We start from the raw sequence: 25,214 nt of genomic DNA, 5'->3' as shown, positions 1-25,214 counted from the left end.
ATTTTCGGGGAACCGGCATGGAAAATAAATCTAAATTAAAAGAACTGGGCTTCTCCCAGTACGAAGCTGCCTGCTATATGGCCCTGGTCCGCAACCATCCGGTAAACGGTTCTCAGCTCAGTAAAATTTCCGGCATTGCCCGATCCAGAATCTACGATGTCCTGCGCAGCCTGACGGCCAAGGGCTACGTCATTGAGGTCTCCACCGGTCTTTATTCCCCCCTGCCCTCGGACGAGCTGATCCGGCGGCTGAAGCTGGGCTTTGAAAACAATATCTTGGCCTTTGAAAAGGAAATTCAAAAGGCCTCCCAAAAGGATGAGTTTGAATTCGTCTGGACCCTGACCGGATATGACAACGTAATGAACAAGGCCATAGAAATGATTCGAAGCGCCAGGAAAGAAATCTATGTACGGTTGTTCCCGGAAGCGGATAACCGCCTGGGAAAGGATCTGGAAAAGGCCCATGAAAGGGGCGTGGCCATCCGGTATATTGCCATGGGAAAAATTGACCGGCAGTTTGACATCCAGGTCATCCATCCGGACCATGAAAACCTGGTCGAATCCATTGGAGGCCGTTCCTTTGACATCATCACAGACAGAAAAGAGGCCCTGGTGGGTATTTTCGAGGTGGGAAACGAGGATGAATCCCCCATCAACTGGACCCGGAACCAGTGGTTTGTCATTGCCAACCGGGACAGCCTGAAACATGATTTTTATCATTGCTTCCTCGAAAAAACCCTGGACCGGGGCCAGAAACTGACAGACCAAGAAAAAAAAATATACAAACTTATAAAAGCAGACCACTAGGAGGTGACATTATGACCAGCATGCGCAAACTTCATTACTTTGATGGTTTTTCCAATGAAAATGATGACACTATTTTCAATCTCGAGAGTGATTTTGGGGCCCATCATTACGAACGGATCAACCTGGTTGTACGCCAGGCCAAGGGATGCTGGCTCACCGATGACAAGGGCAATCGTTATTTAGACTGCCTGGCCGCCTATTCCGCGGCCAACCCCGGTCACCACCACCCCTCCATCACCAATGCGGTCATGGATGCCCTGATCGGCAACTACGCTTCGGTTCTGTCCAATGTGGTTTTCACCGACCCTCTGGGCATCTTCCTGGCGGAAACCGCCAGATTCGCCCCCCAGATGGCACCCAGGTTCGGCAACCACGGCAACAAGGTCCTTCCCAAGAACGGCGGAGTTGAATCCGTGGAAACCGCCATCAAGGCAATGCGTTACTACGGATTCAAGCAGAAGAACATTCCGGACGGAAAACAGGAAATCATCGTGTTCAACAACAATTTCCACGGCCGGACCATCTCTGTGGTCTCCTTTTCCACCAGCAAAAAGTACAAAGAGGGCTTCGGCCCCCTGACTCCCGGATTCGTGTCCGTGGAATTCGGGGATCTCAAGGCCGTGGAAGAGGCCATTACCCCAAATACCTGCGGTATCCTGGTGGAACCCTTCCAGGGTGAGGGGGGCATGCTCATTCCGCCCGAAGGATTTCTCAAAGGCCTAAGAAAACTGTCCGATGACCACGACCTTCTCCTGATCTGCGACGAAATCCAGGTGGGCATGGGCCGGACCGGGAAAAAATTCTGCTTTGAACACGAGGGGATTGTGCCCGACGGCGTCATTCTGGGCAAGGCCCTGTCCGGCGGCCTTGTGCCCCTGTCCGTTTTCATCACCAATGCCAGGCTCATGGACATGATCTTTTCCAAGGGATCTGACGGTTCCACATTCGGGGGCTACCCCCTGGCCTGCGTGGCCGGAACTGCCTCCCTCAAGGTATTTGAAGAAGAAGACCTGGCCGGGCAGGCCGCCCGAAAGGGGAAAATCCTGAAACAAAAAATCGAGGCCATAGCGGCCAGATCCTCCCATGTCAAAGAAGTCCGGGGCAGGGGTCTTTTCATCGGCATTGAGGTGAAACAAGGCAATGCCATGGAATTCTGTCATAAGCTTCTCAAGCTGGGTCTGGTGGTCAACGACAGCCACGGCCACACCATAAGGATCTCTCCTCCCCTGGTCATCAATGAAGAGGAGATGGATTTCATGGTTCAAAAACTGGAGCAGGTCCTGGTGGACTAAGATCCGTAAACAGGCAATGGCTGAAGGAAAAAATTTCCTTCAGCCATTGTATCTCCGGGACCGGATCTTGAAACGATTCCGCCGGCCAGGGCTCCCTATTCCTTTGCTCCATTCACCGGTAAAAGGATGATGAATTTAGTGCCCTGTCCCGGTTTTGATTCCACCTTCATCTTCCCCCCATGGTTCTGGGTAATGATGAAATAGGAAACGCTTAATCCCAAACCCGTACCCACTCCAACCGGCTTGGTCGTGAAAAAAGGTTCAAACACCCGTTTTCGGGTGGCCTCATCCATGCCCGGGCCGTTGTCCTCTATCTCGATGCGGGCCATATCCGCTTCCAGCAGGGTACGGATGATGAAGCGGGGGGATTGAGTCCCGGCCGCCTGCATGGCCTGGGCTCCATTGCGAAAGATGTTGAGCAGCACCTGTTGAACTTTACCTGCTTCACATGGAATGGGAAAGGAAAGCTTTCCGTACTCTTTAACGATATCGACCAATTTGAAATCGTACTCCTTTTTCAGATCATAATCCGTAACCGCCAAGGCCAGGGTCTTGTCGATCAGATCTTCAAGATCATGGGGCAAAACCTTTGACTCACTCTTACGGGCAAAACTGAGCATGTTGTTCACGATGGAACTCACCTGCTGGCCGGATTCATCAATGGCGCTCAGCATTCTAAAAATCCCCCGGGCCTCCATGAATGCTTCAATTGCGGCCATGGTGGTGCCGGCGGCTTCAGCGGCTTTCCGATTGCCCGGAATCTTTGCCGCGGCATTCAGACGATTACTTAAAACAGAGGCGGTTTGGAGCATGCCGGCCAGGGGATTGTTGATCTCATGGGCCATGCCCGCGGCCAGTCCCCCAACGGAAAGCATCTTTTCGCTTTGAATCATCATCTCCTCCAGCCGCACTTTTTCGGTGACATCATCCACCCGGATCACGGCCCCTTCCACTCCGTTGGCCTTCAGGGGGAAGATGGTGATATCTTCATATCGGACATCCTTTTCCAATCTCCTTGACACCTTGGAAGAACTGATCACCCGGCGTTCCCGGATGGCGGTCCGGATACGCTCCATTTCGCCGGACAGGCGGGGAAACAGCTTGCTCAGACTCTGGGAACGGGCGTCTTCGAAGCTCACCCCGGTAACCTGTTCTGTCCGGTGGTTCCACTGGGTTACCTTGCCCTCTCTGTCCACGGCCACAAGAATCGAGGGCATGGAATCGATGATATTGGAAAGATAGCTTCTCAACTGCCGCAGTTCTTCTTCATCCTGCTTGTGCCGGGTGATATCGTTTATCATTCCGACCACGCCGATAACCCGGCCGTTGGCATCCCTAAGGGGAGAAAAAGAATCCCTGGACCATACGCTCTGGTTATCGGATATATGAAGTTTAATTTCCGAGCTGCTCATCACATGGCCCTTCATGGCTTTTCGCATCCGTTCTTCAACAGCGGTATTTTTAATATATGGAAAGGCTTCCCAGGGTGTTTTCCCGATAATCCGCTCCCTTGAAGCGCCCAGCTGCTCCAGTTTTCGATTCACAATCTGATATTTAAATTCATGATCCAGCACCAGAACCCCTTCATCCATGGATTCGAGGATATTGGCAAGCAGCTGTTCATTCTCCCGCAACGCCTCCTCCGCCCGTTTGCGCACGGTAATATCGGCATGGGTCCCGACAAAACGCGCGGGATTTCCCTGGTCATCCCGGTCAACGATCTTGCCCTTGGCCTGAATCCACATAAATTCTTTGTCTTTGCGCAAAAATCTGAACTCCATTTCATAAATTTCCGTATCCCCGGCCAGGTATCGGTCGATAAGCGATTTTACTCGTTCCAGATCTTCCGGGTGGATGCGCTTTTCAAACTCATGGAATGTCCCTGGAAACTCATTGGGCTCATAGCCTGCCATGGTGTAATAACGGTCGTCAAAATATACGGTATCTTCAGTCATATGCCAGTCCCAGATTCCTTCATTGGCACCGGCCAGGGCCAGGTCCAGGCGCTCCTGGCTCTCTTTGAGAGCCTTCTCCATCTGCTTGCGCTCTGTGATGTCCTGTACAAAACAGATGGAAAACTGCCGGCCTTCGTATTCTAAAAGGGTGGAGGTAATCTCCACCGGAACCAGGGAGCCGTCCTTTCTCTTATGGGTGGTTTCAAAAAGATCCTTGCCTTCTGATATAAGCCTTTCCCACCCGGCCTCCAGGAGTTCGATCTCTGCAAAGGGATCAATGTCCAAAACAGATAACCCGGACAACTCGTCCGTGGTGTATCCCAGCATCTTGGCGGCATATTCGTTCACATTGAGGATCCGGCCCCCGTCTCCGATATGATGGATTCCAACAGCCGCATTATCAAAACAGAACTGGGCCAGGTGCAGGGAGGATTCCATCTCCTTTCGCCGGGTAATATCCGTGATCAGACCATAAAAAACGATCTTGTTGTCTATCCGCCTGGGAGAAGAATTTCCTTCCACCCAGATCTCCTGTCCGGAGGGTTTGATAAAACGGCCCTGGTAGTACCAGGTTTTGAACTTCTCGACCGCTTCTTTGACAGAGGAGACAAACCGGGGTTGATCCTCCCGGGGCAAACAGGCAATAAAATCATTGAAATAGGTTTTCTCTTCCGAATCCAATCCGAGTATCTCCAGGGCCTTTTCCCTCAGCACGCTGGCCGATGAATAGGATTCAGGATTTTCCGGGTCTGCCGTGAACTGGTACACCACCCCGGGAACATTGGCCAGAAGATCCCTCAAGCGATGCTCTCCGTCTATCAGGGCCTTTTCCCTCTGACGGATTTTTTCGGCCATGAGTTGCAGATTTTGACCCAGTTGAAAAAACTCCCTTGTCTTTGCTGCAGGCCATTGCAGTTCATAGTCTCCATCGGCAATGGACTTTGCCCGCAGGGCATAGGTTGAAAAGACCCGGGCAAGCTTGCCGGATAGAAGCCAGGATATGGACATGGCCAGACCCAGGCCGATGACCAGACCCAGGCCAATCAGGACAAAGGTATCCCAAACCGGCTGAAAGGCCTTGCGAACCGGCCGGGCAGTCAGAATCTTCCATCTGACCGCATCCATGTTTACCAGGGACCCCAACATCTGTTCTCCATCCAACTCAAATACTGTTGAGGTTACCGGGTTGCTGTTCTCCGGGCCCGCCGGAGTCGGAAAATTGACATTCAACCTCTCTCCCCAGTGCCGTTTTTGGGAATCGGCCACAATGATTCCCTGACCATCGATCACCATGGTTCGAAATTCAGATTCAACCGGCAGATCGCGGATAAACTCAGACAATTTATCCAGGGTGATCTCTCCGATGAGAAAACCCCCATTCAAGGGAAGGGCCAACGCGACTGCCATGCGGCTGGTGACCGTTGACAGGATCGTTTTTGACCAGACCGCCCCCTTCAGGTCTTTTATATTTTCAGTAAACCTGCGGCCGGAAAGATCGAGCCCGACAAAATCGGCACGATTCGGACGAAGGGTTTTTGCCAGACCGACAACCTGGATGGTCTCATCCAAATTATCCATAACAAACAGGGCCTCGAAGAATTCTCCGTCACCGCAATGGGCATCCAAAAGGGAAACCGTATCCGGTTGAATCGGCCGGTTTTGAAGGTATTGAGCCAGGGCGGCCATCTGGCTTTTGCCCACCCCCAGGTAAGCCGAGACCTGGTCGGCCATGGAAAGAGCCATGGCCTGGTTCTGGATTTCTGTTCTCTCCTCTAGGCCCGGCACCATGACAAACCAGACCAGACAGGCAATAATGATCACCGGCAGGGCCGCTACCAGGCCGAAGTGAAGGGATAAATATCCTTTCAAGGGGATAGGGGATCTCATAGGCTACTCCGCTCCAACAAATTTCCGGTTTCTGACGATCCAGATAAGGGCGTTGGAAGACATCACATCGCCGTTGCTATCCAACTGAATTTTGCCTTTCAGCCCATGAAACTCTTTGATTGACAAAAGGGCTTCTTTAAGACTCTGTCCCCGATTGCGGTTCTTCAGGGCCGTCAGAATGATACGGGTTGCATCATAGGAAAGAATCGCCGTATAATCCGGTTCCCGTTGAAATCGTTCGAAATAAATTTTTTGAAATGTCTGAAAGGGCTTCCCCGGGCTCTTTGAAAGAACGGCGCTGGAAACGGTAACGCCTTCTACGGCCCTGCCGCCCATTTCAATGAACCGGGGGCTTGCCGCCCAGTTGCTTAGGGTAATCTTTATGGACGGGTTGGATTTCCGAATCTGCTGGCACAACAAGGCGGAATCCATGGGATTGGCGATGATCAGAATCCCGTCGGCATCTGTCTTCAAAAGCCGGCCGGCAACCTTGGAAAAGAAAGGAACCGTATTGGATTTAAACTCAACAAGCCTGAGAATTTTACCCCCGCCGGGAACAAATGTTTTTTTAAAATTTTCCAGCCAGTCTTCGCAAAAGGCCTGATGACTGCCGTCATAGGCAACGGCGATATTCTTCATATTACCGGAACGAAGCTGGTAACGGGCGCTTTGGTACGCATATTCCCGGACGGTCAAGCAAACCCGAAAAAAATAGTCATCCAGGCCGGCCAGTTGTGTGGTGGTAACCGTGGGCCCGATTGCAATCACCCTTGACTCATTTAAATAAGGAACAACGGCCGTGGCAATATTGCTGGTCAAGGGACCGACAATCGCACCAACACCCTCCTCAATGAGTTCCCGTACCGCATTCTTTCCGGCTTCAATATTCCAGTGATCATCCCTGATGGTCAGCTTTACCCGGATTCCACGGATTCCTCCCTGTTCATTGCATTGTTCCACGGCCAACTGAACCGCATCCCTGCTCGATATACCGGTATCGGCCAGGCGTCCCGTTATGCTGGCAACAAAGCCGATCCGAATCGGGTCATCGGGGCCGCAGCCGAACAACAGGGCAACACAGGCGAAAATGAGAATCGCAATCCGTTTCAGGACAATCCGCCCCGCAAATATTCGCATGGTCATGGTGCGATACCCCTATATTCTATTGACAGGTCTGCTGCCGTTGTTTAACGTTTCTCCCCTTCCCGAGACTGGCGCAACAGACCATCACTGAAACCAAAAGGATGAACATTTTGGTTTTTCACACCAGGCCGCCTGGTTATTCTGCAATTCCCATATCGTATAGGAATTCCTATACCCCATGTTCCCGGGTTTTCCCTCTTCCCGGCGGCAGGATCATCTATGGCTGTTTATCGTCTTGTAATTTTTTCTATTTGGATGAACTAACGGTTATTCTAAAGAAAAGGAACTCGCTCTGTCAACACAAAGGGTTTTTTTAGGATCCCCGCACTTAAAAGATATTGCTCTTTAGACGGCCTTTGACATATCCCCTATAAAAAGTCTGCCAGGATGATTCCAGTCTCAAAAGAACTATCCCGCCTGCTTCCCAAGGGTTACCTGGGGGATTATTCCCAGTTTTTTAAGGTTTCCCGTAAAATTATTAAAAAATCCCGTTCGATAGAGGGAAACCGCCTCCAGATTCCCCAGGGAGAGTTGAGTGGCAATGACAATATTCCCCTGGCATTTATATCCCTTGAGCTGGACGGGGATTTTTTCCTCATCCCCGGACTTTGCCTGTTCAAGAATGAGCTTTTTCAATTCAAGACGTCTGTCGTCCTGGAGGGGAATCTCGGCAAAGGGAATTTCTTTTATCATGTTGTGGCTGTGGCAGCCTTCCGGCACCTGGGGTGAGTTAACCATACATTTTTTCATATTTGAGAGCCATTGGACATTGGCCCCGGGGCCCGGCATGAGGACCTTGATTTCCATTTTAGCATTGCGCAGGACCACCAGTCCTTCAATATTGTGCGACTGGCTGTCCGGGTCTTTGTCCTCGTCCTCGTTGTCACTCTCTTTTCCCGCAATGATTCCAAACCCCAACCCCATATAATTCTGTCCTTCCGAAAGGTTCAAACTATTCAAAAATATCTGTAATTGTTTCCCGGAAGGCCTGTCTTCTACCTTCTGAACGGTCCAGTCCCCATCTTCCTTTTTCCCCCGGATGTCCCGTTCGGTACTGGGAAGAATTTTCTTATTTATTTTTTTTAAATATTTAAAAAATCTGACCAGTTCGCGACTTCTTTTCAGATCTCTCTGGTTCCAATGCAAAATTTTATTTCTTTCCCTTTCAAGCTGCTGCTTATATTTTAAAAAACACATCAGAAGGGGAAGGCCCACAAGAATAACAAGATACTGTAGAATGGACAGGAGCAAAGAATCGGAAAAGAGACTGAGTTTTGTTAAAAAAAAAGGGTAGACCACCAATACGGCTAAGAACCATCTCGAAGCTGTTTTTTTTAGCCTTGATTCGATCTCATCCAGCTTTTTCCTGCAAAATTCACTGATGTCCTTTTTCACTATTTGCCCCTTTGTTTTCTTATTTTCATTATATCACGAGATTATTGAGAAATGTCAATTATTCATTTCAAAGTCTTGGCCCAAATGAAAGAACCTATAATTCAAGCTGTTAGAGGTCAAGACAATCCCATGAGATAAAGAAGACCTATTTTACTGATCTCAGGGGTGGAGATTTTTACTCTTTTTTTTCACTCTTGTTCATCAATGGTGAGAAAATGGCATGCTGCCCAATGTCCTTTTATGATCTCGGTCATTTCCGGCTCTTTTTTTTGGCAAAGATCTGCGCCATTCGGGCAGCGGTCTCGAAAACGGCATCCGGATTCCAAAGGAAAGGAGGAGACGATCTCCTCCAATATAAACCCTTTTTGGGACGAATGCCCGGAACAAGGATTTAATTTGGGGATGGCGCTTAAAAGGGCCCGGGTATAAGGATGGGCAGGGGATCGATACAGCCTCTCGGAAGGGGCGATCTCACAGAATTTTCCCATGTACATGACCGCCACCCGGTCACAGACATTTTTTACCACGGACAGGTCATGGGAGATAAAAAGCATGGACAGGCCGTAACGGTTTCTTAATCTTTCCAAAAGGTTCAGAATCTGGGCCTGAACAGAGACATCCAGGGGGGAGACCGGCTCGTCCAGAATCAATAGTTCAGGACTTGTCATCAATGCCCGGCCAATCAGAACCCGCTGCCACTCCCAGATCATGGGTGACCAGAATCATGGTCATGTTTTCTTCCCTGCACAGAAGATCGAGGATGCCTGCCTGGACCGTTACGTCCAGGGCGCTTGTGGGTTCATCTGCGATGAGCAGTTTGGGCCGGCAGGAGAGGGCCGTTGCAATGGCCACCCGCTTTTCTTAGCCAGAGCGTAGGCAGCATCAACGATTTCATCGGCAGTAAACTGATTTTCGGCACCTGGATTTTGATGTCCTCTACGTCTAAGGGCAGGCCCGCCGGACCTGCCCTTAGACCCATTGTTCTGAAGCCATTATCTCATCATGCCAAACGCCAGCAGACTTTTACTGGAAAGGTTCTGGGAATTTAACTTCACCAGGGCGTTTTCCATGGCCCAGCCTTCAGGATGAGGGGCCTGGGCCGACTGGACCATGAACGTCTGGTCAGGTAAATGTTTTTTCTTGGAATAGAGCAGATAGCTATCCTCTGAAACAGGGTAAACCGATTTACCGGTCAAAAGCAGGGGATGATCTGCAGGCACATTTTTAAAAAAAGCCCCTTTTCGGGTGAATTCGTCAAAGCTTCCATCCGTTTTCTTTACGTACAGATGTTTGGTCCTGAAATCGAGGTACATGGCTTTATCTGCATGGCTGACAGCCGTTGCAGAGGACTGGTCCTGGGACCAGTTTATGTAGCAATGCAATGCACGCCTGTTTGCCACATCAAAGGGAAGGGCTTTTCCGCTTGTTTTAAGGATGGAGGCCAGCTGAGCCTTCTTATCCAGCAGGAACCGGTGCACGCCCTGGATTGCCAGATAATCTTCGGACATGCCAAATTCCTTTTCAACGGCTGCCTTGGCTGAATAGTACCGGATCAATTTATCCAGGGGTATGGCCTCCTCCGCTGCCAGGGACCCGGCTGACAAAAGAATCGATCCAGCCAGGCAGAGCGCAAGCCCTTTTATCCATCTTCCCAATTTACCAGACCGGTGACTTCCTAGAATATTTATTATATTTTTCATTTTTTCTCCTTTTCTTAAGGGGGATTGTCCGCGGCTCCAAATGCCCGGTTTGGTTTAGCCAAAGAGCAACCTTTGTGCCATGGGCGGTCATATTTTCAACCTCTTGTTTTTCAAAGAAATATAATCCTTCTGCCGTTTCATGAAAAAACCGTGTTTGTCATGTTTTTTATCAGGGTGTAAATCAAACCGGCTGACCGCCCATTGATCCGTAAATCTGCCAACCGGCTCCTGAAAAAGAAAGGCTATCTCTAATAATTAAAATTTTCCTGCAACGCAGAAATCGGAGCAAAAGGCAATGATTAGAAGTGACCGAAATTGTTTCCGAAATCATGGTTCCTGCAGCATCAGTCAAAAAGCTGGAACACCGAAGAGGGGGATTCCACAAGTATTTTAATCTTTTCATCCATGTCTTTTTTCCATGCCTCGTCTTTTTTTTTCCAGGCACCTTCGATCTTTCCCACGAGTTGATCGATGTCGCAGGGTTTGGTAAGAAAATCATAGGCCCCCAACCGCAGGGCCTCCACAGCGGCGTCAATGGAACCGTGGCCCGTGAGCAGCAGCGTTTCTGTAAAGACATCCAGCCGCTGGATTTCCCTGAGGGTGGATAATCCGTCCATTCCCGGCATCTTCAGGTCAAGGATGATCACATCAAAACTTTCATTTTGCAGGGCAGAGATGGCGGATTCACCATCATAGACAGCCTTTACCTTATAATGCCGGCTTTCCAGCAGCTTGGCCATATTGTCGGCAAAGATCTTCTCGTCGTCTACCAGTAAAATTTTGCTTCCTTTCATGGGTATTCCTCCTTTTGATTTGAAATTCCGCTCACCCTGAGGACAGGGTCAGCGGAAAGTGTAAGATGAATGTGGTACCGGTTCCGATCCGGCTTTTCACCTGAATGCTTCCGCCCAGCTGCTCTACAATGGTGTGGCAGATGGACAGGCCCAGTCCGGTCCCCTTACCCGGGGCTTTGGTGGTAAAAAAGGGATCAAAAATATGATCGAGATCATGGGGCTCGATTCCCGACCCTGTGTCTGCTACGGAGATGGTGACTCCCTGACCGTCTTCTGCCCGTTGGGTGGCAAGGGTAATCACCCCGTGTCCTTTTTTCTCGTGGGCTTCGATGGCGTTGTTGATGAGATTCAGAAATACCTGCTGGAGCTGGGACGGATCGGACAAAATGGGCGGCAGGGCCCTGTCCAGCCGGCTGTCAAATCTGATGCCGTCGGATTTCGCCTCCCGCTCCATGAGATCAATCACTTCCCTTAAAAAAAGATTGATATCCACGGGTTCAATGATCGATCGGGTTCTCTGGGCAAATTTCAGCAGATTCCGGGTAATTCTTTTGCACCGTTGAAGCTGGGTGTCGATCTGATTCAGACTGCTTTTCATCTGCCGGGAAAACACCGGACTGGGATGGGGCTCCCTGTTGTTGGCATCCCTGAGCAGAAGGCCCTCTGTCATAATAATGGCCAGGGGATTATTGATCTCATGGGCCACGCCTGCGGACAGTTCTCCGATGGATGCAAGCTTGCCTGCCTGCATGAGCTGGCGGTTCATTTCTTCCGCTTCCCGGTCCCTTTTCCGGAGAGTCGTGATCATGTGATGGGTCATCAAAAGAGTGACCAGAAAAATGATCAAGGCACTCAAATGGAGGAAGGTCATGGTAAATCGTTTGGCGTGATTGATCTCCTCAAAAAGTTCGCTGGCGTTCATTCTTATCATGAGCAGCCACCTGGGGTCGGAAAGTCTGGCCTGGCAGGATACCTTTTTGACGGAAATCCCCCTTTCCGATGTCTTGAAGATCCGGATGCCGGGGTTCTGGTGCTCTTCTGCCTGAAAGCCTTTCATAAAGGTCATGATGCTTCCGCCGTCCGGGGGGGTGATCTGATGGATGCCCTGGGAATTGAGAAGAAAGACCTCGCCGCTCCTGCCAATGCGGATTCCCTTGACCAGGGAGCGGAACCGTTCGCCGTTCACGGTGGCCCTGAGAATCCAGGTGCGCCCGGCCTCTTTTTTGCTCACCGTCATGACGAAATGGGGTTCCTTTCGAAATCCCATGAACATGTCGCTGGTGTATTTCCCCTTTTCCATCACCTCCCGGAACCAGGGCGTATTCGCATAATTTTTGTCCATGAGGTCGTATGGTCCCACATAGGCCCGATGGGCGCCGGTATCGTCAATGATGCCGATGTCCGAGAGAATCCAGGCCTCGCGATTGATCCTGGCCAGGACTTCGGCCAGATGATCTTCTCTTATGAGGGAGGTCATGGATAGGCTTTCAGCGATAAAGGCCAACCGGTTCTGATTCTCTTTGAGAAACAATTCAATCATGTCACGGTGGTACTCCACCCGGGTCTGGAACATATTCATGATCCTTTCCCGTGCAAACCCGGAGTAATGTATATTGATGGCCCAGCCGGCAAGCAGCAGGGGCACCAGGGAACAGACCATGGTGAGCAGAATAATTTTCCGGTAAAGGCTGTTGTATCGGCTTGCCTTAATGGGCATGGAATGCGGGTTCATGCAAACTCCTTTTAACACAAGGCAGATATCTGGGGGTCTGTCCATCGCCCGGGAAAATCCCGGCTGCAAATCCAAATTTCAATATGCGTGCCAGAGAAGGCATGGGTGAGAAGGATCCCCGCATAGGCCATAGGGGCTGGGTCCTGGGCCTCTGCAATTTTGCCGCCACCGGGACTGAATCTAAAAAGTGTCTCTTACCAATTGACAGAGGTGGAATATGGGATGTGACAGCCGTGCCGGTTAGAGCAAAACTTTCCAATGGGGACGGTGGGCCCGGACCACCTTCTGCAGGGAGGCCAGGCGGGTGGGGTCGCTTTTCCTGACGCGGTCAACCCGCCCGGGATCCACGGCTGATATCCCGCAGATCTCCTTTATCACGGCCAGACCGCATTCCCGGATCCCCTGGACGCTGTAGCCTCCTTCCAGAACAAAAAGGATTTTTCCCCCGGAGGCACGGCAGGCGATTTCCAGAAGAAGGGCGGTGAGAACGGCATAGCCGCCCGGTGTGACCTTCATTCCTGAGAGGCAATCGTGGATAAAAAAATCAAACCCCAGGGAGACAAGAATGATTTCCGGTTTATAGGACTGGGCCACCGGACCTGCGATAAAGTAGAGCGCCCTTCCGATATCCCTGGCCCGGCTGCCCTTCTCCAGGGGAATGTTAATGGTGAACCCTTGGCCCCGGCCCTGGCCCTTCTCATGAACCAGACCGGTTCCGGGAAAGGACTTTGACTCGTGGACGGACAGGAACAACACCTCGTCACTGTCATAGAAGATTTCCTGGGTGCCGTTGCCGTGATGGGCGTCAAGATCGATGATCATCACCCGGGAGGCCTGGTATTGATGTTTCAGGTATCGGGCACCCAAAGCGATGTTGTTAAAGATGCAAAATCCCATGGCCCGGTCAATTCCGGCATGATGACCCGGAGGCCGGACAGAGGCAAACCCCCGGAAGGCCTTTTTCTCCATGATGGCGTCCACAAGGGAAAATACGCCGCCTGCGGCCAGTCTTGCCGTATCCCATGAGGTTTCGGTGGTCTGGGTGTCCATGTCCAGGGTCAACAGGGTCTTGCCCGAGGTCTGACGAATTTTTTCGATATGGGACCGGGTGTGTACCCAGGCCAGTTCCTCTTCCCGGGCATGGCGGGGAGGGACTTTGAACCACCTGCCCTTAAGATCCGGATGAGAGAGGACTTCTTCCATGGCCAGGATCCGTTTCCGGCTTTCCAGGTGGGTGATCCCTTCCAGATGGCGGTGGTACCGCCGGTCACTGACTATGGCTGCCGGCAAAGACAAAGCCCCTGGATCACTATGGGTCCGGCCAAAGGCTTTGGCAAGGTCCAGAAGGGCGGTTGCCTCGGGAATCCTGTCCCGGTTTTTGCGAATCAGATCCACGGCAGTTTGGGCCAGAAGATGGGAACTTGCCGGATGAAGAGCGACCTTAAGAAACTCAAGGGCCCGCTTGCGGCCCTCTTTATGACGGGGATTTTGTTTTTTCAGCCTGCGGATCCGTCCGGAAACCCGCTTGCACAGATGGCTGGTGATGGCCGGGGAACAGGGTTCTGCCATGGCGGCCATGGCGGCTACGGCGTTGAGAAGGCGGCCTTCGGGGAAGGTCAGCACATAACGATAGGGTCCCCGTTGATGAAATCCCATGGCCTTGTAGAACCCTTCTGCCGGAATCTCGGACTCCAGAAAAATCTCCCTGACCTGGGGCAGGGCTGTTTTCCAGTGCATCCATACCCCGGCCACAAGAAAAGTACCGGCCCCCTTACCCCCGGAAGAATTTCTTCCCCTGACAGGACCTGCAGTCTTGGTGGCAATATATTTGATTTCCAGACCGGTATAAAAAAGTTTTTTCTTCAGTTCCAAGAAGACCAGGCCTTTGAGCCGTCCTTTAACGGAACAGGCAAAGAGAAAAGGAGCCCGGCCAATCATCAGGCAGTCAATAAGAAAGCGGATGTGGAAAAACTCAAGATCAAGTGCAGCTGCCTGAATAAGGGCTTCCCGGCAAAAAGGAAAAGAATGGAACTCCGCCCGGATAGGGCCTGGGAGGATACCCCGAAACAGAATCTGTGAATCCTGGGAAGGGTCTTCAAAAAGCGGCAATCCCAAGGGTTCCCTGGAGATTTCGGCCAGGCGGTCCAGTCCCCGGTGACAGGCAGAGATTCGAGAGACAGATTTTTTTTTGTTCCCATCAAGCCGCTTCAGGCGGGATTCGATTTTTTGTCGTGCCCGTTCCATCTCAAAGTCCACAAGAAAAGAGAGCCCGGCCCGATGGGTCTGGGAGGCAATGGCCCCTGGAAGTCCGTCAGGATCCTGGTGAAGAAGAACCCGGGCCCGGGCCATCTCTGCGTACTGAATGACCAGGGCCTGCTCCAGGGGGACCGTACCGCTGTTAAAGAACTGAAACTTGTTGATGAATATCTTTCGGCTGCCGAACCGGAAAAAAAGGCGGGACTCACCCTCCCTACCGGGGGCTGGAATGTCAATATGCCCCCGGGCCAGCATGGTATCAAGGGCGTGGGAAATTTCCGGTCTATACCCGGCGATGGCATCAATGGCCCGTTTGAGGTCTTCCCGCCTAATTCTCATGTCCGGCAGCATCTCCGGGGGCGGAAGGATCCGGGGAAAAAACCGGCTCTTTTCCGAAAAATGAAAAAGGAATATGGATATGGATCATCACCCCCTGATCCGGCCGGTTTTCCGCAAAAATTTTACCCCCCAGGCGTTCCATAACCGACCGGCTGATGGAGAGACTGAAACCCAGGTCCCCCCGGGCGGTCCGGTGATCCAGCCTGAAGAGGCGTTCCATGTCTTCAGGTTCCAGTCCGGGGCCGTTCTCCCCAATGGTCACCACGGCGGCCCGGTCAAAGGTTGAGGTGGCCACCTCCAGGGTGCCGTTCTTTTTCACGACATGGGCGGCATTGAGCAGGATATTCTGTAAAACCTGGCTCAGGGCGCTTCCTTCGCTTTTTACCAGGGGAAGATTTTCGTCGTAGTCGGTATGGAGGCAGACCTGCTTTTCAATGAGGCGGGTGTTGAGAAAATCAATGATCCGTCTGAGAATACGATTGAGATCAAGGTCCATGACCACTGGATTATCACTTTCCACAAACCGGACAAACCGGTCGATGAGCAGATGCCCCCTTTTGGCCTCGGATAAGATCTGGCCGGATAAGGGGTCCCGGCCGTTAATGGAATCCTTTTCACGGATCAGGGCTGCGGTAACGTGAAGATTGGAAAGAATCTCGGTAAGGTCGCTTAACAGGCCTTTGGAAAGTTCCATGCTGGATGCCATGTAAGCAATCCGGCTGAGGTGCCGGTCCAGAATATGGATGTCTTTCTGCTTGGTTTCGAGCATGGAAACCAGATTGTCCGTGGTCAGTAAGATGGCCAGAACCATGAGAAATCCCCCCAAAAGGGCCACAAGCAGACAGATGTTTCTCACCCGCTGCAGATCAATGAAAATGTCCTGTTTTTCCATGGAGACCACCGACAGCCAGGGGACCGTATTCAGCCAGGTGGTCAGCCGGACAAAGCCCCGGGTCTCCTCCAGGCACACCCCCCGGAACGAGTCCGGAACCGATATCGGAGAAAGGGTCATCAGGGAGCCGCCTGTCCGGGGAGTGGTCTGGTACAACCCGTTTTGATTGATCAAAAAGGCATCCCCCTTTCTTTGTCCGGTCACCTGGGTAACGATATTGTCAAGCAGCTCCGACATGACCGTGGCCCTGAGAATCCACCGGGTGTCCCCCTCCTGGCCCAGAACGGCAATGATGATGTGGGGGGAGTTCCGGAACCCGGTAAAAACATCGCTGACATATAGGCCACGGGCCATGGTCTCCTTGAACCACGGGCTTTCCAGATAGTTCCGGGCCTTGAGGTCATAGGGCCCGGCATAGGCCAGGTGGGAACCTTGGGGCCCGATGACCCCTAAGTCCTGGAAATAGGGCCGTTCCAACCGCAGGGATCCAAGAACCTCTTCGATTTTACCCGGCGCGGTCAAATCCTGCAAGGAATTGTTTTTTGAGATAAGCCTTAAATTTCGAATCCGGTCACTCAAGAATGCGTCGATGGTCTGTGCATGGAATACGGCCTCCATCTCAAGATTTTCCAAAGTTTTATCCTTGATGGAGCGGGAAAGATAAGCGTAAAGGCCTCCCCCAAGAACGGCCAGGGGAAGAAAGGCCGATACCGTAAGGATCACCACCACACGAGTCCACAGACGGCGATAGTAGGGGAAATCCCGGCGGATTGAAGGTGTCAGGCGGTTGTTCATGGTTTTTTCCTCATCTCCGGACATGGAGAAATTCCCCGTGGGTTCATCCATTTCATCGGTAAAACATTAAAATGGCGGTGCACACCAGGACTGTCATCCAGACCAGATGTGCCGCAGATCCTTTTTTAAGGGGATGAAAACAGGCAGAAGAAGAAGAGTGACCCTTTCTGCAGACATATAGGATTTCGGTGCCTCCTCCTGCTGAATTTAACTTTATTTTCCTAACAGACCGGCCGCACATTCCCTCCTGCCGGGACGGATGAATGCAGGTGCGGCGTTTGCCGGAAAAAAAGCAGACCAGATTGATCAGATGGTTCCACACCAGGCTCAGGATAAAAAATGAAAAAAAACTGATTTTGACATGGAGCCATGTAACGCCGTGGCCGGCCAGCCAGGAGCCTATGGATTCAGGGGAAAGAGGACCTTCCACGCTGCCGAACAGGCCGAGGTAATAAAAGAAAAAGCAAGCCCCCATGACCATCATGGTCATGCCCAGATTATGGGCCCGCTTTTGGAGATAGGTCTTTTGGGTAAGGAATTGATTTGACATGGCAGGTCCTCCAAGATGGTGGGTCCGGGAAAGCCGGCGCAGGAGAGTCAGACATCCTGCGCCGGCCGGGTGCCGGACGATTGAGGGAATTATCCTCCGACAAGTTTGGCATAGATGCCGGGAACGATTTTATAGAAACAAAGGGCCGCAACAAACAGGCAGTAAGCGGGCACAATGATCTTCCAGAGCTTCTCGGGAAACACCCGGGTCATATAAGGCGCGGCCACGGCCGAAAACATTGTGGCCAGCATGAACGAAGGAAGTAGCAGATAGTCGATCTGCACCCCGGAAGTCAGCAATGCCAGCCAAACGATGATGGCAAAGGTGCTGACCGTTCCTTCACAGATGGCGGTCACGGCAAGCATACTCTTTACGGGGACCCCGGACAAAAGGCCGCCGATGGTAACCACAGGACCGTATCCGCCGCCGCCGACTCCCTTGTTAAAACCGGCCAGAGCTGCAAACCCTATCATTTTCTTGGGCCTGTAGGGACGATCTTTTTTGGCGCTGACCACGGAGATAAATCCCATCATCAAAAGCAGGATGGCCACGTAAAGCTTGATCCAGATCTTGTCCACATGCATGACCTTGTAAATGCCGCAGATGGACACGGCCACGGCAATACATCCGGTTACGGCAATGATGATCCAGAGCTTAACGGTTTCGGACATGGGACTGAATTTCCACTCCACATTTTCAAATTCCCGGTGCAGGAAGGCACCCACCAGGCCGGCCACGCCCTGCTGGATCATGACCACGGGCACGATCTGTTTGGGATCGAATCCGATCACCAGCAGAATGGGGGTCAGTGCCGTACCAAATCCCATGCCCGCCGAAGCGTCCATGAATTCAAAAAAAGCGGCCAGCAGCACCACACTCCAGACAATAGTCCAGTCATTGCCCTGGAGACCGTGGGCAATGGTCCATTGGGATTGAATCCTTACGGTGGGTTCAAATGGATTACCGGCCAGCCAGGTTCCCAGCAGAAATACCAGAAAGAAGACGAAGATGCCTCCCAGTGCGGCGCGGACCTGCCGCCATTCCGGAATGAAGCGGTCGGCGATGCTCTGTTTTTCCTTCTCCAGATTCCGGGCAACTTCCCAGCCCATGTTTTTTTCGGTTTTTTCGATTTTTTCGGTCATTGGTTACTCCTCCTCTATTTATGAGTACTATTGGGTTAGATATAGAAAACCTGATCCATGGATTATGCGGGCATTTCCACATTCAGGGCATATTGAAGCACCACGTATCCCAGATAAATTCCCATGAGCCAGAATCCCTGCCATTTTTTGAACCGGCCGTCCTTGTTCATGGTGATAAAGAGTCTGAAAGACCAGAGGATGATGAGCATGGCAGGGAAATGAAAGAAAAAGAAATTGCTGGGAATGGCCAGGGGCCTTGCCGTTGCGGCTGCACCAATGACAAAGAGACAGTTGAGCACATCCGCGCCCACAATATTGCCCACGGTGATCTCAGGATACCCCTTTTTAATGGCAGAGATTGCCGTCATGAGTTCCGGCAGGGAGGTGCCGAAGGCAACCATGGTTGCAGCGATAACATCCTCGGGAACACCGAAGCGAAATGCGATTTCCGATGCAGCGGGCACCAGAATCCGGGCTCCGATAACGACAAGGACAAGACCTCCGCCCACCATCAGCCAGCATTGAAGGATGTCCCTGAGTTCCTCGTCCTCATCTTCATCCTCCATCTGGGCGGAACCGGATTTGGCCCACCAATAGGTAAGGTAGAGATAGCAGACCAGGAGAATCAGAAAAAAGATTCCCACGGGCCTCCCGATCATGGGGGTATCCGGTGATACTGCCAGGCAGATCAGGGAAACTGCCACCAGCAGAGTGGCGGCACCCACCTGCACCCAGCCGGTGCGGTTGAGAATGAAACGGTTAACAGGAACTGCCGCTGCCAGGATGCAGGTGAGGCCAAAGATGAGACCGGTGTCGGCAATGATGGATCCTACACCGTTGCCCAGGGCCAGACCGGGGTTTCCCATGAAGGCGGCCATTACGGAAACAAAGGCTTCGGGAAGGGTTGTACCCAGGGAGATGATGGTGGCGCCGATAACGATTCGGGGAATTCCGGTTCGCTTGGCCAGATCGACCACCCCGTCGATCATCCAGTCAGCGCCTTTGGACAAGAGGATGATGCACAGGGTAACGAGGCCGAGGAGGATGGGGGTGGACATCCCGGATAATGCATGGGCCAGAACCGCCTCATCTCCGATCCATTGCCAGATTGAATGTTGCATGTTGCCTCCTTGATTTAGAAATATGAACTTGGGTTGTGGAAAAGGATTTCATCCTGTTTCCGTTACCCATTTTAAAAAGAGAGATAACAAAAGGTGTGCCAGGGGGATGAAAGCGGAGGCTTTGCTTACAACATATTGAAATTAAATACTATTTATAATGGTAAGATTAGAGTTGACTCGATCAGAACCCAGGGAAGTAACACCTGGGGGTGGACAGTGAAGCCTTGGGGTGACACCTATAAGGAGACAGGATCTTTTTTACCCCTGAAGTCGTCGGATGCGATCCTCGACTCCTTCATCAGCCGGTGGAGGTATTGTCTCTGGATTCCGGCCATATCCGCTGCCTTGCTGATATTGCCCTCGTTTTTTTTGAGAAGTGCCCGGATATATTGGGCATGGAAGAGACGGATATTTTCTTCTTTTGCCTCTTTAAAGTTCATGAATGGCCGGTCCGGGTCCCGTACCGGGCCGGGAAGGCCTTGTTCCGGCACGGACAGGCCCAGGTCGGAGAGGGTGAGGGTATCTGTGGAGCAGAAAATAACCCCCCTTTCAATGGTGTTTTCAAGCTCCCTGACATTTCCCGGGAACTTCATTTTCACCAGGGCAGCCAGGGCAGCCGAAGTGATCCCTTTGATCTCCTTACCGTTGATGGCGGCGTATTTACATAAGAAATACTGGGAAAGCAAAGGGATATCCTCTCTTCTTTCCTCCAGGGAAGGCAGGCGCAAACGGATTACATTGAGCCGGTAGAACAGATCCTCCCGAAAGGTCTTCTCCTGAATGGCCTCTTCCAGGTCCCGGTTGGTGGCGGCAATGAAACGCAGATCAGCCCTGCAGGTTTTGACGCTTCCCACCGGCCGGTACTCCCCTTCCTGAAGCAGCCGGAGAAGCCGGGTCTGCAGAGCCGGACTAAGATCACCGATCTCATCCAGAAAAAGGGTTCCTCCGTCTGCCTCCTGGACCAGGCCTTTCTTGTCACTGACAGCCCCGGTAAAGGCGCCTTTTACATGGCCGAAAAGCTCGCTTTCTATCATGTTTTCAGGAATGGCCGTACAGTTGACAATCACCAGGCGTTTGTCCCTTCGACGGCTGTATCGGTGTAATGCCCTGGCCACCAGCTCTTTTCCAGTGCCGCTGGCACCTGTGATGAGCACGGTTCCAGATGAGGGGGCTGCCTGGCGGATTTTTTCAAATACCTTTTTCATGGAGGGAGAGGATCCGGTCATGGACATATTGGGCATTTTTTCCAGTGCCAGCCTAAGCTTTTTGTTCTCCCGGACCATTTTTTGCAATTTCATGGCTCTCTCCAGGGTTACCAGGAGACGGTCCCTGCGGAAAGGTTTGGTCAGGTAATCGTCGGCACCCTTGCGGGTGGCCTCCACAGCCGTTTCTATGGTGGCGTAGGCCGTGAGGATAACCACCGCAACTTCCGGCCGAAGGGCCTTTACCTGCTCCAAAACCTGAATGCCGGACAAGCCCGGCATTTTAAGGTCTGTCATTACCAGATCAAAGGACCGGCTTTTGAACCGCTCCAAAGCCTTTTTGGGATCCTTTTCAATGACAGCCTCGTAGTCCGTGTCTTCGGAGATGATCCGGTCGATCAGGGTCAGCATGTCCTGTTCATCGTCTATCACCAGAATCCGTTCTTTCATTTTTCCTCCCTTGCCTTCAACAGCTTTATGGTAAAGGTTGTGCCCCCGGAGACCAAATCTTTCGCCCGGGTCTTCCGGCTATGGCATTCCATGGCCCCGCCGAACCCGGTGATAATTCCGTAACTCACGAACAGACCGAGCCCTGTTCCCTTTCCCTCGGGTTTGGTGGTGAAAAAAGGTTCAAAGATATGATCCATGTCTTTGTCATCAATGGCAACTCCCTGGTCCTTGAACCGGATCACCACCATATCGGATTGAAGGTCCATCAAGGTTTGAATGGTCAGCGTCCCTCCCCGGGGCATGGCGTCCGCTGCATTGTTGATCAGATTCAAAAAAACCTGCTGGAGTTTTCGAAAACCCGCCTTTACCGGGGGAAGGTTTACCCCAAGCTCGGTGTTCAGATCGATTCCTTCTTTTTCAAACCTATGCCGAATGATTTTAATGGCGTTCTCCAGGCAGGAATTCACCCCGGTGCGCTGGTAGTCGGACTCTTCCCCGGTGCGCACAAAATCCAGGAGATTTTCTACGATTTCTTTGCAGTGGAATCCCTGTCGTTCAATGATCTTAAGGTCTTCATACTCCTGTGAACAAGGCTCTTTCTTCCCGAGCATCAATTCGCAGAACCCTAAGATGACGCCAAGGGGATTGTTGATTTCATGGGCCACCCCTGCGGCCAGGGTCCCCAGTGAGGCCATCTTTTCCGTTTGGACCAGATGACGCTCCATTTTCTTGTGCTCGGTGATATCCCTGGCAATGCAGAGTACCGAAGTGACCGGCCGGTTCCCGGTTCGGACCGGAACCAGATTGGCATCAAGGAAAACCAGGTTTTCATGATGCAAGAATCCCAGCTCTCTGCGCATACTCTTCGCGCCTTGAAATACCGCCTGGATCATCATTCGCAATTCCCGGGCAATGGTTTCCGGAACCAGTGAAGAGATATCCTTTCGGATATGGTCACCGGCCCTGCATCCGAAAAAACCGGCGGTAAAACTGTTCATGGAGAGAAAAACCGCCTGCCGGTCTACGGTGAAGATGATGTCCTCGGCGCTTTCCACAAGGGACCGGTATTCGGATTGGGTTTTCACCCTTTCCCCGGTCTGCCGGGTCACCTCTTTTTCCATACGTCTGGACCATTTGACCTCAAAAAACATGATGACCGAGGCTCCGGCAATAATGGCAAAAACCACGCCCAGCTGGACAAAGAACTGACGCATGTACCGGTCCCTGACCGCCTGTTCGATCTCGGACACAGGCGCCACCACCGCAACGGACCAGTTCTGGGAAGGGCGATCATGAATGGAAATGGGGGTATAGGCGATCAGCTTTTCCATTTTCCCGGTAAGCCCCCGGTGCCAGCCGGAGATGTATTGGCCGGTGCCTTCCCGGCCGTGGAGCATTTCATCTCTTTGGATTTTGTTGATCTCGACAAAGGAGATGTTCTGATCCCGTTCCTGCCGGGCCTCGAATGCGCTTTTCCCCGCAAAGGAGACATCCGGGTGAAATAGAAACCGACCGGATTTGTCAATGATCCAGGCATAACCGGTCCTTCCCGACCGGATGGTTTTCAGATAGGATCCCAGGAACCAGGCAAGGTTGATGTGGCAGACCACCAGATGATCTCCTCCAGGGGCCACAGGAGAGATGATGGCAAGTGAAATTCCCTGGGACGAAAGCCGGGGATCTGTCACCTGCTGATCAAGGGGAGTGCCGGGGGGGAGTGCCGGGGGAAGCGGCAGGGTCTGTTCAACGGATGTGTGAATTACGTCCCGGCAAAAAGGCTTACCGTACCACGCCCTGCCGGTCCGCCTGTCCCTCACTTCAATACGGGAAACACCGCATTCGACTAACCGGGACAGGGCGGAACGGATGGCCCGGTCAGGAGAGTCTCCCCGCCCCAGGGCCTTGGCTGCCAGATCCACCTCCCGTTTCAGAAACGAAAATCGGTTTTCAATATAGTGCTTGACGTTGTGGGCGATGACCATCTGCTCCTGGTTGAACTGATTGCGCACGATTTTGCTCATCTCCCGGATGGACCACTGGGACATCACAGCACTGGCCGCCACAAAGGCAAGGGCCGTCAGGGCAACGATAACGATGATGCTCTTTTGAACGCCCGGACGCCGGGGCTGGGATGCCTCTCCCTCTTTCCGGTCCCGGCCCCCCAGGGGTTTTATGGGATTGAACAATGTCGAGATCTAAAGTCCTCCCTCTGTTTTATCCGTCCGGCTGAGCTTTTCATTTCAACGCCTGCCAACTATGGAAACCCGTGTATCAACATTCGTGCCAGAATCGGGACAGCAGGCCGGGCAAAGGGGACATCCCTTCTTGGTCGGGAAAAAAGCCGGGGCCGGGGCCAACCTTTGGGGCAAAGATAAAAGATAGTCTGAAAAGATACTTGATATCCATCCCTGCTTTCACTTGCCCCTCCCCGGCAAAAGATGTCTGAAAACTTTACAGGTTGTAAGGATTGGATATCGCCAGCCATGGATTTTCAGCATGATTTAATTCCGGCGATATCCACTTCTTTCCATTAAAAATTGAGCCAAACCATCTATTGATGATGTTTTGGACAAAGACATGATCCAGGTTCCGGTGCCCGGCCGGAAAACGGCACGCAATGTGCTATGGCTTATAGAAAAAGAAAAGTTGATGAACTTTTCGATATTCAAACGATAATCAAATTTTTTTAAGGAGGAAGAACCATGAAAATGAGAAACACCATTATTTATTCTCTGGTAATTATGTTGGCGGCCTTCTGGATCGGAATTCCCAATGGTTTCGCAAATTCGGAGCAAGGTCTTCGGTACAGCTGCTCTGCCCAGGTTTATGAAGCCTTTGAAAATTCCAGGTTGCAGCTTTTTACGGCAAAGACCGGGATTCCCGTTGATCTGTTCATTGCATCCTCAAATTCATGTATTTACCGTGTCATGCAGGATATGACCGATGTTGCCAGCTCAACCCGGCCCATTTACAGACGGCATAAAGATTACGGACTGATAGAGATCCCTTTCTGTAAAGATCCTCTGGCTGTAATTGTCAACAAAGCCCTTCCCGTGGACGAACTGACTTCTGACCAGTTAAGGGGTATATTTTCAGGCAGCATTGCCAACTGGAAAGAGGTGGGCGGACCTAATTTGAAGATCTGGCTGGTGGTTCCCCATGCAGATACCGGGGCCCATAAAAATTTCAGACGCCAAATCATGAAGCATAAGGATATCCAATATGATTATATGACCTATAAATCGACCAGTGTTCTGGACGCTGTTGAAGGATTGCCCATCGGTGCGGTTTCATTTGTTTCCAAAGGAGCTCAGGTCATCCATCCTGAAATAAAGGTCCTGAGTATTGACGAGAAAAAACCAGGGGATTCAGATTATGAATACTACCAGATTTTTTATCTGATTTCAAAAGGGAAGCCTGCCGGTTCCATCGCGAAATTTGTAGATTTCATAAAATCCAAAGAGGGCAAATCCATTATCAAGGAACGGGGAATGCTGCCCATGGAATAGAAAATGGAATTTCTAGGGTCAGCCGGTCAATCAAAAAAATCCGGGACATTGATTTAGGAACGTCAGGTCGTCAATAAGCTTTTAAAAAACATCTTGATTTCGAAGCTTTGGATTCAACGCTCCGCCGCTTACGGCGGGGCGTTTCATTGCCCAGGGTATTCTCATTGGCTGCGTGTGAAAAGAAACAATTATAGTCATGGAAAATTGAAACCGGCCCTTTCGGATCAAAGCAGGGGTCAACTGTCTTCTTTTTT

General features: G+C 51.6%; 18 protein-coding genes. 3 read left to right on the top strand and 15 right to left on the bottom strand.

Going from position 1 to position 25,214, the window contains the following annotated elements:
* The first annotated feature begins 17 nt into the window (after positions 1 to 17).
* Together F608_RS0114900 and F608_RS0114895 are read left to right on the top strand one after the other, a co-directional pair.
* Entirely contained in the window at positions 18 to 806 is a 789-nt protein-coding gene (locus F608_RS0114900) for a TrmB family transcriptional regulator (protein WP_022666449.1), read from the top strand.
* Between the two features lie 11 nt (positions 807 to 817).
* Positions 818 to 2,098 carry an aspartate aminotransferase family protein gene (locus F608_RS0114895; RefSeq protein ID WP_022666448.1) on the top strand — a complete coding sequence of 427 codons (1,281 nt, stop codon included), beginning with the start codon at positions 818 to 820 and terminating at the stop codon, positions 2,096 to 2,098.
* Positions 2,099 to 2,193: 95 nt separating this feature from the next.
* Here the strand turns inward: F608_RS0114895 and F608_RS34910 are convergent, their stop codons facing one another.
* The 15 genes from F608_RS34910 to F608_RS34900 all read right to left on the bottom strand — a co-directional run bounded on the left by F608_RS34910 (position 2,194) and on the right by F608_RS34900 (position 23,637).
* Positions 2,194 to 5,940, bottom strand: coding sequence for a PAS domain S-box protein (locus tag F608_RS34910; protein WP_022666447.1), 3,747 nt, complete (start codon positions 5,938 to 5,940; stop codon positions 2,194 to 2,196).
* A gap of 3 nt (positions 5,941 to 5,943) precedes the next feature.
* A complete protein-coding gene (locus F608_RS0114885; protein ID WP_022666446.1) occupies positions 5,944 to 7,083 on the bottom strand; it encodes an ABC transporter substrate-binding protein in 1,140 nt (379 codons plus the stop codon).
* A 408-nt stretch (positions 7,084 to 7,491) separates the two neighbouring features.
* Positions 7,492 to 8,007: a hypothetical protein gene (locus F608_RS36205; protein ID WP_153307514.1), complete on the bottom strand. Its 516-nt coding sequence runs from the start codon at positions 8,005 to 8,007 to the stop codon at positions 7,492 to 7,494.
* Positions 8,008 to 8,666: 659 nt separating this feature from the next.
* The gene (locus tag F608_RS32095; RefSeq protein WP_051148581.1) at positions 8,667 to 9,146 is read right to left on the bottom strand and encodes an oligopeptide/dipeptide ABC transporter ATP-binding protein; all 480 of its coding nucleotides are present in this window, start codon (positions 9,144 to 9,146) and stop codon (positions 8,667 to 8,669) included.
* On the bottom strand, positions 9,133 to 9,330 hold the full coding sequence (locus F608_RS0114870) for a hypothetical protein (RefSeq protein ID WP_022666443.1): 198 nt from the start codon (positions 9,328 to 9,330) through the stop codon (positions 9,133 to 9,135). Before F608_RS0114870 ends, F608_RS32095 begins: the two co-directional genes overlap by 14 nt.
* 140 nt (positions 9,331 to 9,470) lie before the next feature.
* Positions 9,471 to 10,178 (bottom strand): hypothetical protein, encoded by a 708-nt coding sequence (locus F608_RS0114865; protein WP_022666442.1) that lies wholly within the window; start codon positions 10,176 to 10,178, stop codon positions 9,471 to 9,473.
* A gap of 344 nt (positions 10,179 to 10,522) precedes the next feature.
* A complete protein-coding gene (locus F608_RS0114860) occupies positions 10,523 to 10,972 on the bottom strand; it encodes a response regulator (protein ID WP_022666440.1) in 450 nt (149 codons plus the stop codon).
* A gap of 31 nt (positions 10,973 to 11,003) precedes the next feature.
* Positions 11,004 to 12,704 carry a sensor histidine kinase gene (locus F608_RS32090; RefSeq protein WP_022666439.1) on the bottom strand — a complete coding sequence of 567 codons (1,701 nt, stop codon included), beginning with the start codon at positions 12,702 to 12,704 and terminating at the stop codon, positions 11,004 to 11,006.
* A 240-nt stretch (positions 12,705 to 12,944) separates the two neighbouring features.
* Positions 12,945 to 15,299: a histone deacetylase family protein gene (locus tag F608_RS34905; RefSeq protein ID WP_051148580.1), complete on the bottom strand. Its 2,355-nt coding sequence runs from the start codon at positions 15,297 to 15,299 to the stop codon at positions 12,945 to 12,947.
* On the bottom strand, positions 15,289 to 17,010 hold the full coding sequence (locus F608_RS0114845) for a sensor histidine kinase (protein WP_022666437.1): 1,722 nt from the start codon (positions 17,008 to 17,010) through the stop codon (positions 15,289 to 15,291). Before F608_RS0114845 ends, F608_RS34905 begins: the two co-directional genes overlap by 11 nt.
* Before the next feature lie 28 nt (positions 17,011 to 17,038).
* On the bottom strand, positions 17,039 to 17,536 hold the full coding sequence (locus tag F608_RS0114840) for a hypothetical protein (protein WP_022666436.1): 498 nt from the start codon (positions 17,534 to 17,536) through the stop codon (positions 17,039 to 17,041).
* Between the two features lie 89 nt (positions 17,537 to 17,625).
* Positions 17,626 to 18,678 carry a sulfite exporter TauE/SafE family protein gene (locus tag F608_RS32085; RefSeq protein ID WP_022666435.1) on the bottom strand — a complete coding sequence of 351 codons (1,053 nt, stop codon included), beginning with the start codon at positions 18,676 to 18,678 and terminating at the stop codon, positions 17,626 to 17,628.
* 62 nt (positions 18,679 to 18,740) lie between these two features.
* On the bottom strand, positions 18,741 to 19,799 hold the full coding sequence (locus F608_RS0114830) for a calcium/sodium antiporter (RefSeq protein ID WP_022666434.1): 1,059 nt from the start codon (positions 19,797 to 19,799) through the stop codon (positions 18,741 to 18,743).
* A gap of 236 nt (positions 19,800 to 20,035) precedes the next feature.
* Positions 20,036 to 21,451 carry a sigma-54-dependent transcriptional regulator gene (locus tag F608_RS0114825; RefSeq protein ID WP_022666433.1) on the bottom strand — a complete coding sequence of 472 codons (1,416 nt, stop codon included), beginning with the start codon at positions 21,449 to 21,451 and terminating at the stop codon, positions 20,036 to 20,038.
* Positions 21,448 to 23,637, bottom strand: coding sequence for a sensor histidine kinase (locus F608_RS34900; protein ID WP_022666432.1), 2,190 nt, complete (start codon positions 23,635 to 23,637; stop codon positions 21,448 to 21,450). Before F608_RS34900 ends, F608_RS0114825 begins: the two co-directional genes overlap by 4 nt.
* A 516-nt stretch (positions 23,638 to 24,153) precedes the next feature.
* Between F608_RS34900 and F608_RS34895 the strand changes: the two genes are divergently transcribed.
* A complete protein-coding gene (locus F608_RS34895) occupies positions 24,154 to 24,960 on the top strand; it encodes a substrate-binding domain-containing protein (RefSeq protein ID WP_022666430.1) in 807 nt (268 codons plus the stop codon).
* Positions 24,961 to 25,214: the final 254 nt, after the last annotated feature.

Source organism: Desulfospira joergensenii DSM 10085, assembly GCF_000420085.1.
GTDB lineage: Bacteria > Desulfobacterota > Desulfobacteria > Desulfobacterales > Desulfobacteraceae > Desulfospira > Desulfospira joergensenii.
This window is presented reverse-complemented; position numbering and strand designations above follow the sequence as displayed.